We start from the raw sequence: 14420 nt of genomic DNA, 5'->3' as shown, positions 1-14420 counted from the left end.
CCAGAGGAACGAACCATGGATTCCCGCAAAGGCATTTTCCTTAAAATCTCCGCAGCTCTCGCTCTGGTGCTGATGGGTGCCTGTATCAGCGGTCTCAAGGGCGAGATACCGATCGGGCAGGTCGTCTTCTTCAGATCGGCGGTGGCCATGCTGCCGCTTTGTCTGTGGATGGCCGTTCAAGGCGGATTTCGCCAACAGGTCGCCACCAGTCACATTGGCGGGCATCTGGTTAGGAGTTTTTCCGGAACCGGCGGCATGGTTTTCAGCTATCTGGCGCTTTCTTACATTCCGCTCGCCGATGCGACGGCCATCAGCTATGCCACGCCGCTCTTCACCGTCATTCTGGCGGTCTTTCTTTTGAAGGAGGTCGTCAGGGTTTATCGCTGGACGGCGGTGGTTTTCGGGTTGTGCGGCATTGTGCTTATCCTGTCGCCCCATTTTTCCTTCGATGTTTCCGATATCTCTTCCGGCACGGGCGTTGCCATGCTCGGCGGTCTTTTCGGTCTGGCCGCCGCTTTTTTCTCCGCCATATCGATGATCCAGATCAGGCATCTGACGCAGAGCGAAAATACCGGCGCGATCATCTTCTATTTCACGCTCCTCACGACGGTCATCGGCTTTGCAAGCATCGGCATGGGCTGGAAAATGCCGACTGTCTGGCAATGGACCCTGCTGATCGGAACCGGTCTCATCGGCGGTATCGCACAGATATTGGTGACGCTCAGCCTGCGTTATGCGGAGGCTTCGCTGCTGGCGCCCTTCGATTATACGACGATGATCTGGGCGCTGTTGATCGGTTACACCTTCATGGATCAGGTGCCCGCGCTGACGACCCTTCTCGGAGCCTCGATCGTGGTTGCCGCTGGCCTGTTCACGCTGTGGCGGGAAAGGCGGCAGCACAAAAAGCGTGTCACCGAACAGCTTACGCTGTCGGCTCCCTAACAGCCTGTTTCGCCAGTCGGTTTTCGCGCCACATGGCGAACAGCCCGGCGGCGATGACGGTGAGCGCGCCTATGATCGTCGCGCCCGTCGGCACCTCGGCCATGAAGAGATAACCCAGCGCGATTGCCCATATCATCGTCGTGTAGTCGAAGGGCGCGAGCAGCGAAGCCTGGGCGTGGCGCAGGCTGAGCGTCATGGTGATCTGGCCGATGCCGCCGGCAAGCCCGCCGCCGGCGAGCAACAGGAACTGGTGAAAATCCGGCATCTTCCAGCCAAATCCGATCGTGGCGAAGCCGGCAACGACACCCGCCAGCGTATAGATCAGCACGATGCGTGATGGCTTTTCGATACTGTTCAGGTGGCGGACGGCGATGGAGGAAAAGGCGGCGCAAAGTGCGCCGGTCAGCGCCAGCGCCGTTCCGATCATGGCGATGCTGTCGATCTGGGCGGGGCCTGAGGCGGCATCTAGGACGAGGTTCGGCGACAGGGTGATGAAGACGCCGATGAAGCCGGTCAGCACTGCGGACCAGCGGTATATCCGCACTTTTTCGCGCAGTAGCAGCGCCGCCAGCATGATGGTGAAAAGCGGGGTCGTGTAGCTCAGCACCGTTACATTCACCAGCGGCAGATAGGCAAGCGCCAGAAAGCCGAAGAACATGCCGCCGAGCCCGGCCGAGCTGCCCGCAAGCAGTCTGCCGATATTTTTCGCGGCCGGGATGGTTATTCGCTCGGACGAGGCGATGAACCAGAGACAGAGTGGAATGAGGGCAAAAAAGCCCCGGCAGAAGACGACTTCGCCAACCGGGATCGCTCCGTCCAGCCCCTTCACGCAGGCGGACATGACAGTGAATGCCAGCATGGCCGTCAGCTTGAGCAAAATACCTCTTTTAGGATCCATCGCGCTCCCCATCGCAGCCATGACCGTGTCATGGTGGAAGGACGGAGAAAAGCCATAGCCGGCTACCATAAGAATCTTGTCTTACCCCATCGCCGCTCTACCAAGCGCCCGGAAAGGTGGCGGGAGAGCCGAACCGCCCGACAAAGGTCTTTTTGCCCTAGGCCCCGGCGGCGGTTTGATGTCATGATCGCGTTTCGAACCTGGGAGGTGAAGCGGGCATGTTGGATTTGCGCAGGTTGCGATATCTGGTCGCGATTGTCGATTGCGGCTCGATGTCGGCGGCGGCGCGGCAATTGGGGATTGCGCAACCCGCGCTCAGCCATCACATCACGGAACTGGAGCGGCTGGTGGGGTTTCCGGTGCTTCACCGGCTGGCGCGCGGTGTGAAGGCGACGGAGAAGGGCGAAATCCTTCTTGTCCATGCGCGGGAGATTACGGAGAAAGTCCGGCAGGCGGAGGCGGAAATGCGGGCCATGGCCTATCTGGATGAGCGGGTGATACGGCTGAGCCTCATCCCCTCCTGGGCCACCGCCTTTGCGCCGAACATCATCAGCGAGGTTGCCGGGTCAATGCCCAAGGTGTCGCTGCGGCTGATAGAGGCACGCAATGACGAATCGCTGCGCCTCATTCGCCTCGGCAAAGTGGATATGGCCGTCGCACTGGTCGGCATGGAGGAGAAGGCCGACGATCTCATCGTCAAGGAGAGCCTATTTGCGGTGTCCTCAAGACCCATAGGCCGCTCCATGCCGCTTGAGGCAGCGGCAAGGCTTAACCTGATCCTGCCGCCGAAGGACAACCCGCTTCGCGTATCGATAGACGAGGCTGCCGCCCGCGCCGGCATTAACCTGAATGTGACGATGGAAATCGACGGGCAGGATACGATCAAACGCGCCGTGAATGCCGGTATTGGTGCGACGATCCTGTCATGGAATTCCGTGCAGCAGGAGCAGGCGGCCGGTCAGCTTCAGGCCGCCCATATCACCGATCCCGTCATCTATCGCTCCATTCATCTCCTGAAGAGCAAGGAGGTGGATGAGCGGACGTTCAGGCTGTTCCGGGACCTGTTGCGGGCGGTGGCAAGACGCGAGCCGTCATTCAACCCATAAACAATCTATATGGGTAAATTGAAAACTCGGTATTTGTGTTATTGATGGCTTGTTTCTAGCCTCCCTGGTGAAAGCGTATCGGGGAGGAAAAGATATGCGTTTGAAGACATCTCTGTTGAGCGTGCTGGCGGCTGCGGGAATCCTGGCTGCGGGAGGGGCGGCTGCGGAATATCCGGAGCGGCCGGTGACGCTCGTCATCGGTTATCCAGCCGGTGGAGGCACCGATATCCAGTCGCGGGCGCTCGTGCCCTATCTCGAAAAATACCTCGGCACATCCGTCGTGGTGGAAAACCGCGAAGGCGCGGGTGGTCTCATCGGGGCGACCTATATCGCCAATGCCAAGCCCGACGGCTACACGATCGGGGCACTGAATTTTCCGTCCATGTATTCACCGATCGTGCAGGGCAATGCCAGCTACAAGGCGGATGCCTTCACGCCGCTCGCCAACCAGATCGGCGGCGATCTGGCGCTGACGGTCAACAAGGTGTCGCCGATCAAGACCGCCCAGGAATTTGTGGATGCGGCCAAGGCAAATCCGGTCGTCGTCGGCGTAACGGGCATCGGACATCCGAGCCAGATCACGGCGCTGCTGTTTGAGGATGCGGCGGGCGTCAAGCTCAATTTCGTTCCTTTTAACGGCGGCGGTCCCGCAAGGCTTGCCATGCTCGGCAATCACGTCACGCTCGGTTTCATGAACCTCAACGAGGTCTTCGCCGACAATCGCTCCGGTGCACTTCGCGTGCTTGCGACTTCCGGTGCCGAGCGTTCGCCGCTTTCTCCTGATGTGCCGACATTCAAGGAGGCCGGCTACAATGTTCAGTTTAGCCTGCTGGCGGGCTTCGGCGCACCGAAAGGCCTGCCCGCGGATGTCGAGGCCAAGCTGGTCGATGCCTTCCAGAAGGCGCTGAAGGACCCGGACTATCTTGCCGACGCCAAGAAGCGTGAACTGACCATGCTGCCGCTGACCCAGGTCGAATTCGCAGACGCGCTCAAGCAGGGCAACGCCAATCTGGCCGAGCTTTGGAAGAGCAAGCCCTGGACAAAATAAGCGGCCGGGATCGGCAGCTTTCCCACTCTCAATCGAAATGACGCTTGGGCCGGCCTGTGGTCCAGGCATGACCGAATAGTGAAAGGAACCCGGCCAATGGCCCATGTGATCCGCAATTTCCAGCGCCCCTCCAAGTCCGATATCGAAGCGATCAGCAAATTCAGCCCCGCCACCATTCATGAGGCGCAGGGCAAGCTTGGTGCGCTCGATTATCGCATCAAGCCGATCAAGCCCGGCCTGAAAATCTGCGGGCCGGCCATTACTGCGAAATGCCATATTGGCGACAATCTGATGATTTTCGAAGCCATCAATCTCGCAAAGCCCGGCGACGTGCTGGTCATCGATGGCGGCGATAATCCCAATCAGGGCGGCTTCGGCGATGTGCTGGCCGCTGCCTGCATCGGCAAGGGCATCGTCGGCTTTGTCGTCAGCGCCGCCGTGCGTGACGGCAAAGGGCTGCGCGAAATCGGCTTCCCGGTATTTTCCCTCGGTCTTTGCATGAAGGGAACCTCGAAGGATACGCTCGGCACCATCAACCATCCGGTTGTGGTCGGCGGTGAACTGATCAGCCCCGGCGATATCGTCTGCGGCGATGACGACGGCGTCGTCGTCGTTCGTGAAAAGGATATCGCCAAGCTCGTCAAATCGTGCCGGGAGCGCGACGACCACGAGAACCACATGATGGAACTGCACCGCCAAGGCAAGATGGATATCGAGGATCGTTATGAAATGATGCGTTCGAAGGGATGCGTCTGGGCGGATTGATCCGACTGGCTGACGTTTGAATACGCCGTGTCGCAAGGCACGGCGTATTCCTCAATGAGGGGAGGAAAAAATCATGGCCGAACATAAGACCGGCTCGAAACTGACGGCGAATATTCTGTCCGGAGCCTTTTTCCTGGTCGTTGCCGCCGGGCTCTATTACGGCGCGCGGCCGCTGAGCATGGGCACCAATTTCCAGCCCGGACCTGGCTATATGCCGACGGTCATCGCGGCATTGATGTTCGCGCTCGGCATTGCGCTGATTTTGCAGGATCTGCTGGGCAAGACCCGGTCCGAGGTGTGGGAGGCGCCGAAACTTCGCCCGTTCCTGGCTGTCGCCGGAATTGTCGGCTTTGCGCTGCTTATCGAGCCATTAGGCTTCGTTGCCGCCGCCTTCGTGCTGATCGTGCTCGCCTGCATCGCTTACGGAAGAATTCGCCCGGTTGAGGTCCTTCTGCTTTCCGCGGTGCTCATCATTGCCTGCATCCTCATTTTTGTTGTGGGCCTCGGACAGAGGATTGCCCTGCTGCCATGACCGATCTTCTTGCCAATATCGTTCTCGGTTTCGGTGTCGCTGTCACACCGGTCAACCTTTTCTACTGCCTGCTGGGCGTTACGCTCGGCACGATGATCGGCATCCTGCCGGGCATAGGTCCCTCCGCGACCGTCGCGCTGCTTTTGCCCATCACCTACACGATGCCGGACACGGCAGCCCTGATCATGCTCGCGGGCATTTTCTACGGAGCGCAATATGGCGGCTCGACGACGGCGATCCTCGTCAATCTGCCGGGCGAATCCTCGTCCGTCGTCACCTGCATCGATGGATATGCCATGGCCCGGCAGGGCAGGGCGGGCGTGGCGCTGGCCACGGCGGCGCTTGGATCATTCTTTGCCGGTACGGTGGCGACCGTTCTGATCGTCGTCGTCGCAAAGCCGCTTTCCGCGGTCGCGCTCGCCTTTGGACCGGCCGATTATTTCAGTCTGGTGATCTTCGGCCTTCTGTTTGCCGTCTTCCTGTCCAGCGGATCGCCGGTCAAGGCGGTCGGCATGGTTGCCTTCGGTATCGGTTTAAGTCTGGTCGGCATCGACCCGACATCGGGTGAGCAGCGTTTCACCTTCGGCATGGCCGAACTGTTCGACGGTATCGATTTCGTCGTCCTTGCCATCGGTCTCCTCGGCGTGAGTGAAATCCTCTTCAACCTGCAGCAAGGCGTGGAGCGGGATTCGGGGGCGGTAAAGACCGGATCGCTGATGCCGACGAGAGAGGATTTCAGGCAGGCCTTTCCGGCCGTCCTGCGCGGCACGGCGCTCGGCTCTTTCCTTGGCGTTTTGCCCGGCGGCGGCGCCATCATGAGTTCTTTCGCGAGTTACGCATTGGAACGCAAGATCGCCAAGGATCCGTCCCGTTTCGGCAAGGGCGCGATCGAAGGGCTGGCAGGGCCGGAAAGCGCCAATAATGCCGGTGCTCAAACCTCCTTCATCCCGCTTTTGACCCTTGGCATTCCCGCCAACGGCCTGATGGCGCTGATGGTCGGTGCGATGATGATCCAGGGCATCACGCCGGGACCCGAAGTCATGCAGTCGCGGCCCGATCTCTTCTGGGGGCTGATCGCCAGCATGTGGGTCGGCAATCTGCTGCTCCTGGTGCTGAACCTGCCGTTGATCGGCATCTGGGTTCGCCTTCTCGGTATTCCCTACCGCTTCTTGTGCCCGGCCATTCTGATGTTCTGCGCAATCGGCGCCTATGGCCTGTCCTACAGCGTCGTCGATGTTCTGTTCTGTGCGGTGTTCGGCATTGTCGGCTTCTTTCTGCGCAAGATCGGCTGCGAGCCGGCGCCTCTGGTGCTTGGCTTCGTGCTCGGTCCGCTTCTGGAGCAGAATATGCGCCTTGGACTGTTGATCTCGCAGGGTAGCTTCTCGACATTCGTCACCCATCCGATCAGCGCCACCTTGCTCGCTTTGTCCGCCATCGTCGTGATCATGATGGCGATGCCGGCGATCATGCGTCGCCGCGAGGTCGTTTTTCAGGGTGACGATGACTGAAAACTCAATCGAGCCGGCCCCGCCGGTCAATCAAAGGTGAAATCATGCATATCCTGATAATCGGCGCGGCCGGAATGATCGGCCGAAAATTGACGCAGCACCTTGCTTCGGATGGCGCGCTTGGCGGTGTGAAGATCACCGAAATGACGCTGACGGATGTTTTCGAGCCGGCAGTGCCGAAGGGGTTCGGCGGCAAGGTGACGATCGAGCGCAGCGATCTGTCGAATGCCGGCGTGGCCGAAAAGCTGGTCGCAAAACGGCCGGATGTGATCTTCAACCTCGCCGCCGTGGTTTCGGGCGAGGCGGAGGCCGATTTCGAGAAAGGCTATCGCATCAATCTCGATGGCGGGCGTTCACTGTTCGAAGCTATCAGGCTCGAACACCAGAAGGATGGATACCGGCCCCGGGTGGTCTTCTGCTCGTCGCTGGCCGTCTTCGGATCGCCTTTCCCCAAGGTGATCGGCGACGAATTCCTGACGGCGCCGCTGACAAGTTACGGCACGCAGAAGGCGATCGTCGAACTGCTGCTTTCGGACTATAGCCGTCGCGGTTTCTTCGATGGCGTCAGCATCCGCCTGCCAACCATCTGCATTCGTCCCGGTAAGCCGAATGCGGCCGCTTCCGGTTTCTTCTCCAATATTCTGCGCGAACCGCTGGTCGGGCAGGAAGCGGTGCTGCCCGTTGCCGATACCGTGCGACACTGGTTCGCCAGCCCGCGTTCTGCCGTCTCCTTCCTGCTGCGCGCGGCAACCATCGATCTTTCGGGGCTTGGCGTTCGCCGCAATCTCATCATGCCGGGGCTTTCGGCCACGGTTGCAGACGAGATCGAGGCGCTGCGCGCCTTTGCCGGGGAAAAGGCGGTTTCTCTTATCAAGCATGTTCCCGACGAACGGATTATCCGGATCGTCGACGGCTGGGCCGAGGATTACGATCCGCAACTGGCACTTTCACTCGGCTTTCGCGCGGAAACATCCTTTGCCGAAATCATTCAGGCGCATGTCGAAGACGAGCTGGAAGGGGAAACGGCATGAGTAAAGGAAAGATCGCGCTCGTCACGGGCGGAGGAACAGGCGTCGGCAAGGCGATTGCCGCAACTCTGCTGGAGGATGGTTACAGCGTTGCGATAACAGGACGGCGGCGGGAGGTTCTCGAAGCCGCCTCTGCCGAATGGAACGACTACAGCGACCGCCTTCTGGTCGTGGCGGCCGATATTTCCGTTCCCGCCGACGTGGAACGGCTGTTTACGGAAGTCAATGAGCGTTTTGGCCGTCTGGACCTTCTGGTCAACAATGCCGGCATGTCGGCGCCGGCGGTCCATATCGAGGATGTACCATTTGAAACCTGGAACGCCGTGGTGGGGGCAAATCTCACCGGCGCCTTTCTCTGCACCCAGGCGGCGTTTCGACAGATGAAGGCGCAGGTTCCGCAGGGCGGGCGCATCATCAACAACGGTTCGATTTCCGCCACCACCCCGCGGCCGCGTTCAGCGCCTTACACGGCGACCAAACACGCGATCACCGGACTGACCAAGTCCGCCGCGCTCGATGGCCGGGCGTTCAACATCGCCTGCGGTCAGATCGATATCGGCAATGCCAGCACGGAAATGACGCGCGCCATGGCAACCGGTGTGCTGCAGGCCGATGGCAGCACCGCCGTCGAGCCGACCATTGATGCGAGCATCGTTGCCAAGGCTGTGCTGCACATGGCCTCGCTGCCGCTTGAAGCAAACGTGCTGACCATGACCGTGATGGCGAGCGGCATGCCATTCGTCGGCCGCGGGTGAGGAGCGCGCATGAAGCCCGATCTTCTGCAAACCTACCCTCTTCAGCCGCAGATCGAGGCCGAGCTGCAAAAACGCTTCCGGGTCCACCGCTGGCATGAAATATCCGACAAGCAAACGTTTCTGCAGGCAGAGGCGGCTTCGATAAAGGCTGTCGTCACCGGCGGCCATATCGGCGTGGACCCCGAGCTTGCCGCCTGTCTTCCCGCCCTTGAAATCGTTGCGATCAACGGTGTCGGTTTTGACAAGGTCGATCTCGATCAGGCCCGTGCACGCGGCTTCCGGGTAACGAACACGCCGGATGTGCTGACCGAAGACGTGGCGGATCTCGCTATCGGCCTCTCCATCATGCTGCTGCGGCAGCTTGTGCGCGCCGATCACCATGTCCGCTCCGGAGAGTGGAAAAAAGGGGAGCTGCCGCTCGGCAACAAGGCGTCGCGGCGGCGCTACGGCATTTATGGCCTTGGCCGCATAGGCCGTGCCATTGCTACACGGCTGGAAGCCTTCAATGCGGAAATCTCCTATTTCAGCCGGCAAAAACAGGACGTGGCCTATGACTATCATCCGACACCGGTTTCGCTCGCCAGTGCCTGCGATGTCCTGATCGTTGCGGCGGCGGCAACGCCAGAGACGAAACACGCGATCAACCGCGAGGTGCTGGAAGCTCTTGGCCCCGACGGTGTTCTCATCAATATTGCCAGAGGCTCCCTCGTGGATGAAAAGGCGCTGGTGGATATTCTGTCATCCGGGGGGCTGAAGGGCGCGGCACTCGATGTGTTTGAGAACGAACCCCATGTTCCCGAGGAACTGATCGGTATGCGCAATGTCGTGTTGGCTCCCCATATCGGTGCCGCGACCCATGAGACGCGGCTTCAAATGGGTGCTTTGGTTCTTGCCAATCTGGATGCGCATTTCGCGGGGAATGACTTGCCGACGCCGGTTGTCTAGAAGGTTCTCCTAGCCCTTGGGGTTCGCGTGAGGCGCCTATCTCCAGAGGCTGGGCTGTCGCATCGGCGAAAGCGATGTTGTCTCACTCATCCATACAAGTTGCTTATTACTCCAAAAAAAATCGGTCTTAGGCAAGCGGTGAAAGCTTCACTAATGTTTGGTCAACGATAGGGGACAAACATGCCATTCTCAGACTACAAGACCGCACTCGTTACCGGCGCATCTTCCGGAATTGGCGCAGCCGTTGTTGAGCGGCTTTGCCGCGAGGGGCTGGAAGTTCATGCGGTTGCCAGAAGCGCTGACGCTCTCAACCAGCTGGCGAAGCGCACGGGCTGCTTCGTCCATACCATAGATGTGACGGATCGGCCGGCGCTTGCAAAACTCACCAGCGAAGTCGCATTCGATGTCCTCGTGAACAATGCCGGCGTCGACCGCCCGAAAAAGTTTCTGGAAGCGGATGAAGGCGATATCGATCTTCTGATCGACGTCAACCTCCGCGCCGTCCTTCATCTGTGCCGCATGGTGGTGCCTGGCATGGTGGCGCGCGATCGCGGCCATGTCATCAATATCTCATCCATCGCCGGCAATTATAATTTCGGAGGCAACTCGACCTATCACGCCAGCAAGGCGGGCGTGGCGATGTTGTCCAACCAGTTGCGTCTCGATGCTTTCGGCAGGCGCGTGCGGGTGACGGAAATCTGCCCCGGCCGTGTTGCAACCGACATCTTCAATCATGTTCATGGCGACGATCCGAGCATTCGCGAGCGTTTCATCGATGGTTTCGAACTGCCGCAGGCGTCCGATATCGCCGATGCGATCGCATTCGCCATCGCCGCACCCGTTTCCATGAATATCGGCCATATGGAAATTACCCCGACGCTGCAGGTCATGGGCGGGCTGCAGACAGCCAAGCCCCAGACTGTGGGATATCCGGCAGCGACGGGCGGATCTGGAGGTAAAGTCGCGTGAGCGGTTTCGACCTCTGGGCAATTCTGAGCAATGCGGACTACGTCTCGATGCTTTTGCATGGCATCCAGATGACGTTCATCATCTATGCCGGCTCCTGGCTGCTCGCCATGTCACTGGCGGTGGTTCTGCTTGCCATTCGCCTGTCACCCTTCCGGTTCGGCGATCCGCTTGTGGCGGCCTATGTTTCCTATCACCGCAACGTTCCGACACTCGTGCAGCTCATGCTCTGGTATTTCGGTATCTTCACGCTGCTGCCAAGCGGACTGGGGAACTGGTTGTCCAGCCACAACGCGGAATCGATCTTCGCCATCATCGGCCTTGGCCTCTGTCAGGCGGCCTATTTCAGCGAGGATCTGCGCTCGGGCGTGCGTTCCATCAATCCCGGCCAGATGGAAGCGGCGCGCGCGCTTGGTCACAGCTATGTTTCGGCGATGCGTTTCGTCATCATGCCGCAGGGCGTTCGCAACGCGCTGCCACCGCTGATCAATCACAGCACCTCGCTTTTCAAGAACAGCAGTCTCGGCGTTCTGATTGGTGCGCCCGAGCTTACCCATGCCGTCAAGGAAGTCGAAAATCTGAGTTTCCGGACGTTTGAGGTCTATCTGGTCGCCACCGTGCTTTATTTGTTCTTCTCGCTGCTGATCATGGGTCTCGGAGCCTATATCTCCATGCGTGCCGACCCTCTGCGGAGGGCCCGGGCATGATCCACGACATGATCGCAATCATCCAGGACTACTGGCTGCTCCTCTTGATCGGCCAATATCCCAACGGGCCGCTCGGCGGCCTTGCCAACACGCTCATCCTTTCGGCGCTCAGCATCGCGCTTGCCTTTCCCGTCAGCATTCTGATGGCGCTTGCGCGGCTGTCCAAATGGCGGCTGCTGCGCTGGCCGGTCACTGCCGTGGTTTATTTCACGCGCGGCGTGCCGCTGCTGATGCTCATTCTCTGGAGCTACTTTCTCGTTCCGCTCTGGACCGGGGCCGATGTGCCGAGCTTCGTCACCATGCTGGCAACGCTCGTCGTCTATCAGGGCGCCTTCATGAGTGAGGTCGTCCGAGCCGGCATCGTATCGCTGGGGGCGGGGCAGATGGATGCGGCGCGTGCACTGGGGCACGGATATTTCAGCGCGATGCGCTATATCATCCTGCCGCAGGCGCTTTATAATATGATCCCGAGCCTGATCTCGACCTTCGTGTCCACCATCAAGGACACGACCCTTGGCTACGTCATCAATGTGCCGGACCTGACATTTGCGGCAAACCAGGTGAACAACCAGCTCCTGACCCAGCCCTTCCAGGTCTTCCTCATTCTGGCGCTTGTTTATTACATCATCTGCTGGTCGCTGACCCATGTCGCCAATCGTCTCGAGCGGCGTATCGCCCGCCGGCGGGCCGGCCCGCGCGGCAAGCTCGCCGCCGACACGGCACCGGCCCCCGCCAATATTGTTACGGAGCAGCTATGACCGCGTCAGTTTCCGCCACTCAGGACGCCTACACCATCACGCTTTCGCAGGTCTGCAAAAGCTATGGCGATTATCAGGTGCTCAAGGATGTCAACGAAAACGTCACCCGTGGCGAAGTCGTGGTCATCTGCGGGCCATCGGGTTCCGGCAAGTCCACCCTCATCCGCACGATCAACCGGCTGGAAGAGATCAGCAGTGGTTCGATCATGCTGGATGGCAAGAACATCCATGCCCAGATGCGCGCCAGGGAACTGAACGCGCTGCGCAGCCGGGTGGGTTTCGTCTTCCAGAGTTTCAACCTCTTCCCGCACCTTTCGGTGGTGGAGAATGTCTCGATGTCGCCGATCCGGGTGAAGGGTGTTTCCCCGGCGGTCGCACATGAAAAGGCGTTGAAGCTTCTCGATCGTGTCGGACTTGCCGACAAGGCCAGCTCCTATCCCGCCCAGCTTTCCGGCGGCCAGCAGCAGCGCGTTGCCATTGCGCGAGCGCTTGCCATGGAGCCGCCGGTCATGCTGTTCGATGAACCGACCTCCGCTCTCGACCCGGAAATGGTCGGAGAGGTGCTCGCCGTCATGAAGAGCCTTGCTGCCGAAGGCATGACCATGCTCTGCGTGACACATGAAATGGGCTTTGCCCGTGAAGTGGCCGACCGCATCTGGTTCATCGATGCCGGCCGCATCCTCGAAACGGCGAAACCCGAAGAATTTTTCAAAAATCCGCAACATCCCCGTGCCCAGCGGTTCCTCGCCGATCTGAGACACTAGGACCTATCCTTTATAATAACAGGGAGAACTGAAATGAACTGGAAGTCCATCACTCTTACCGCCGCATTGGCGACCTCCGCCGCGGTCATTCCGGCCAAGGCCGACCAGCTCGACACGATCATTGCGAACAAGACGCTGCGTTGCGCGACATTCGCAGACGTGCCGCCCTTTGCCTCGCCGGATCCGAAGACGCGCGAAATGGCCGGCTTCGACGTCGATCTGTGCGGCGCCATCGCCAGGGAACTCGGCGTCAAGGCCGAGATCAAGCCCGTTTCCGTTGAAGCGCGCGTTCCCGAAGTCAAGCTTGGCCGCGTCGATCTCTCGGTTGCCAACCTCGCTTACACCCAGAGCCGCGCTGAACAGATCCAGTTCAGCGACCCCTACTATCTGGCAAAGGAAATGCTGATTGTTCCGGTTGACGACCCCGGCACCAAGAAGTCCGACTTCGTCGGCCAGCGTATCGCGTCCAGCAAGGGTTCCACTTCGGAAATGTCCGTCAAGCTCAACAAGTCCGAGCCGCTGACATTCCAGGATACGGCATCCGCTTACCTCGCCGTCCAGCAGGGCAAGGCGCGCGGCATCGTTGGCAACACCATGACGATGACCAAGTTCGTCAACGAATCCAAGACCAAGGGCAAGCAGATGCGGATGATCGAAGAGCCGATGCTCTTCCAGCCCATCGGCATCGGCATGGCCAAGGACAATCCGGCGCTGACCGCAAAGATTAACGAAATCCTTCGCAAGCTCGATGCGGATGGCGAAATCAACCGCATCTGGGACAAGTGGCTTGGCCCGAACACCGAATACAAGATGACGCGCACCGACAAGGTCGTGCCTCTTTCCGAACTGAAGTTCGACCCGATCCCCTGAGCTTCGGCTCAGCCTCGGCCAATTTCCAACTCTTCAACACTATCGGTCGGCGAGACGCTCTCGCCGACAGCTTCAACGTGGGAGGTTTTCATGATCCACATTAAAGATATCGCGCAGCGTCCGACCAAAGCGGATGTTGACGCCCTTGCCAAATTCTCTCCCGCCACGATCCATGAGGCGCAGGGACGTCGCGGCGCATTGTCCTCGCGGCTGAAGCCCGTCGATTATCGCATGAAGCTGTGCGGCCCGGCTTTCACGGTCAAATGCGCGCCGCGCGACAACATCATGCTGCAGCTTGCCATCAACTACGCCAAGCCGGGCGACATCATCGTCGTTTCCGCCGGTGAATATGAAGAAGCCGGTTCGTTCGGCGACGTTCTCGCCAATGCCTGCCTCGCAAAAGGCATCGGCGGCCTGGTGACCGACACCGGCGTGCGCGACACGCTGCAGCTGCGGGATCTCGGCTTCCCTGTCTTCTCGCTCAGTGTCTGCATCAAGGGCACTGTCAAGGAAACCATTGCCGCGGTCAACGATCAGGTCATCGTCGGCGGCGAGATCATCAATCCGGGCGATATCATCGTCGGCGATGCCGATGGGCTGGTTGTCGTGAGACGCGAGGAAGCACAGGAAGCCGCAAAGCTTTCGCAGGCCCGCGAAGATGCCGAGGCTGGTTACATCGAAGCCTACAAGCAGGGCAAATCTGTGATCGAGGTCAGCAAGCTCGAGGCGGTGCTGAAAGCCAAGGGCCTCGTGGTCGATATCTGAGACAGATCCAAAGACAATAGGCTTCGGCGGCAATTGCCGCCAAGCCCGCCTTTATGGGAGGAG

At 59.7% G+C, this 14420-nt stretch carries 16 protein-coding genes; 15 read left to right on the top strand and 1 reads right to left on the bottom strand.

What is annotated here, in order from left to right; translation table 11 throughout:
• The first annotated feature begins 15 nt into the window (after positions 1–15).
• Positions 16–942, top strand: a complete 927-nt coding sequence (locus OK142_RS09985) for a DMT family transporter (RefSeq protein WP_498682465.1) — start codon at positions 16–18, stop codon at positions 940–942.
• Here OK142_RS09985 and OK142_RS09980 read toward each other — a convergent pair.
• Positions 923–1840 (bottom strand): DMT family transporter, encoded by a 918-nt coding sequence (locus OK142_RS09980; protein ID WP_498682464.1) that lies wholly within the window; start codon positions 1838–1840, stop codon positions 923–925. The two genes, OK142_RS09985 and OK142_RS09980, sit on opposite strands and share 20 nt — an antisense overlap.
• A 218-nt stretch (positions 1841–2058) precedes the next feature.
• Here OK142_RS09980 and OK142_RS09975 point away from each other — a divergent pair, with 218 nt between their 5' ends.
• The 14 genes from OK142_RS09975 to OK142_RS09910 all read left to right on the top strand — a co-directional run bounded on the left by OK142_RS09975 (position 2059) and on the right by OK142_RS09910 (position 14357).
• A complete protein-coding gene (locus OK142_RS09975; protein WP_498682462.1) occupies positions 2059–2946 on the top strand; it encodes a LysR family transcriptional regulator in 888 nt (295 codons plus the stop codon).
• Positions 2947–3040: 94 nt separating this feature from the next.
• Positions 3041–3994: a tripartite tricarboxylate transporter substrate binding protein gene (locus OK142_RS09970; RefSeq protein WP_313611266.1), complete on the top strand. Its 954-nt coding sequence runs from the start codon at positions 3041–3043 to the stop codon at positions 3992–3994.
• A gap of 96 nt (positions 3995–4090) precedes the next feature.
• Positions 4091–4759, top strand: a complete 669-nt coding sequence (locus tag OK142_RS09965) for a 4-carboxy-4-hydroxy-2-oxoadipate aldolase/oxaloacetate decarboxylase (RefSeq protein WP_003497850.1) — start codon at positions 4091–4093, stop codon at positions 4757–4759.
• A gap of 73 nt (positions 4760–4832) precedes the next feature.
• Positions 4833–5291 carry a tripartite tricarboxylate transporter TctB family protein gene (locus tag OK142_RS09960; protein ID WP_003497849.1) on the top strand — a complete coding sequence of 153 codons (459 nt, stop codon included), beginning with the start codon at positions 4833–4835 and terminating at the stop codon, positions 5289–5291.
• Positions 5288–6799: a tripartite tricarboxylate transporter permease gene (locus OK142_RS09955; RefSeq protein WP_498682458.1), complete on the top strand. Its 1512-nt coding sequence runs from the start codon at positions 5288–5290 to the stop codon at positions 6797–6799. The genes OK142_RS09960 and OK142_RS09955 overlap by 4 nt, the downstream gene beginning before the upstream one ends.
• Before the next feature lie 44 nt (positions 6800–6843).
• Complete coding sequence (gene denD, locus OK142_RS09950; protein ID WP_498682457.1) at positions 6844–7830, top strand: D-erythronate dehydrogenase; 987 nt, start codon at positions 6844–6846, stop codon at positions 7828–7830.
• The gene (locus OK142_RS09945) at positions 7827–8582 is read left to right on the top strand and encodes an SDR family oxidoreductase (protein WP_498682456.1); all 756 of its coding nucleotides are present in this window, start codon (positions 7827–7829) and stop codon (positions 8580–8582) included. The genes denD and OK142_RS09945 overlap by 4 nt, the downstream gene beginning before the upstream one ends.
• Before the next feature lie 9 nt (positions 8583–8591).
• Positions 8592–9527: a 2-hydroxyacid dehydrogenase gene (locus tag OK142_RS09940; RefSeq protein WP_498682454.1), complete on the top strand. Its 936-nt coding sequence runs from the start codon at positions 8592–8594 to the stop codon at positions 9525–9527.
• A 180-nt stretch (positions 9528–9707) separates the two neighbouring features.
• Positions 9708–10496, top strand: a complete 789-nt coding sequence (locus OK142_RS09935) for an SDR family oxidoreductase (protein ID WP_082185270.1) — start codon at positions 9708–9710, stop codon at positions 10494–10496.
• Complete coding sequence (locus OK142_RS09930) at positions 10493–11200, top strand: amino acid ABC transporter permease (RefSeq protein WP_003497839.1); 708 nt, start codon at positions 10493–10495, stop codon at positions 11198–11200. Before OK142_RS09935 ends, OK142_RS09930 begins: the two co-directional genes overlap by 4 nt.
• Entirely contained in the window at positions 11197–11958 is a 762-nt protein-coding gene (locus OK142_RS09925; RefSeq protein ID WP_003497838.1) for an amino acid ABC transporter permease, read from the top strand. Before OK142_RS09930 ends, OK142_RS09925 begins: the two co-directional genes overlap by 4 nt.
• Entirely contained in the window at positions 11955–12722 is a 768-nt protein-coding gene (locus tag OK142_RS09920) for an amino acid ABC transporter ATP-binding protein (RefSeq protein ID WP_003497836.1), read from the top strand. The genes OK142_RS09925 and OK142_RS09920 overlap by 4 nt, the downstream gene beginning before the upstream one ends.
• 33 nt (positions 12723–12755) lie before the next feature.
• Positions 12756–13592, top strand: a complete 837-nt coding sequence (locus OK142_RS09915; RefSeq protein WP_498682450.1) for an ABC transporter substrate-binding protein — start codon at positions 12756–12758, stop codon at positions 13590–13592.
• A gap of 90 nt (positions 13593–13682) precedes the next feature.
• Positions 13683–14357: a 4-carboxy-4-hydroxy-2-oxoadipate aldolase/oxaloacetate decarboxylase gene (locus tag OK142_RS09910; protein ID WP_498682448.1), complete on the top strand. Its 675-nt coding sequence runs from the start codon at positions 13683–13685 to the stop codon at positions 14355–14357.
• Positions 14358–14420 lie beyond the last annotated feature (63 nt).

It is taken from the genome of Agrobacterium sp. BT-220-3 (genome assembly GCF_025910175.1).
In the GTDB taxonomy this organism is placed as follows: Bacteria; Pseudomonadota; Alphaproteobacteria; order Rhizobiales; family Rhizobiaceae; genus Agrobacterium; species Agrobacterium oryzihabitans.
This window is presented reverse-complemented; position numbering and strand designations above follow the sequence as displayed.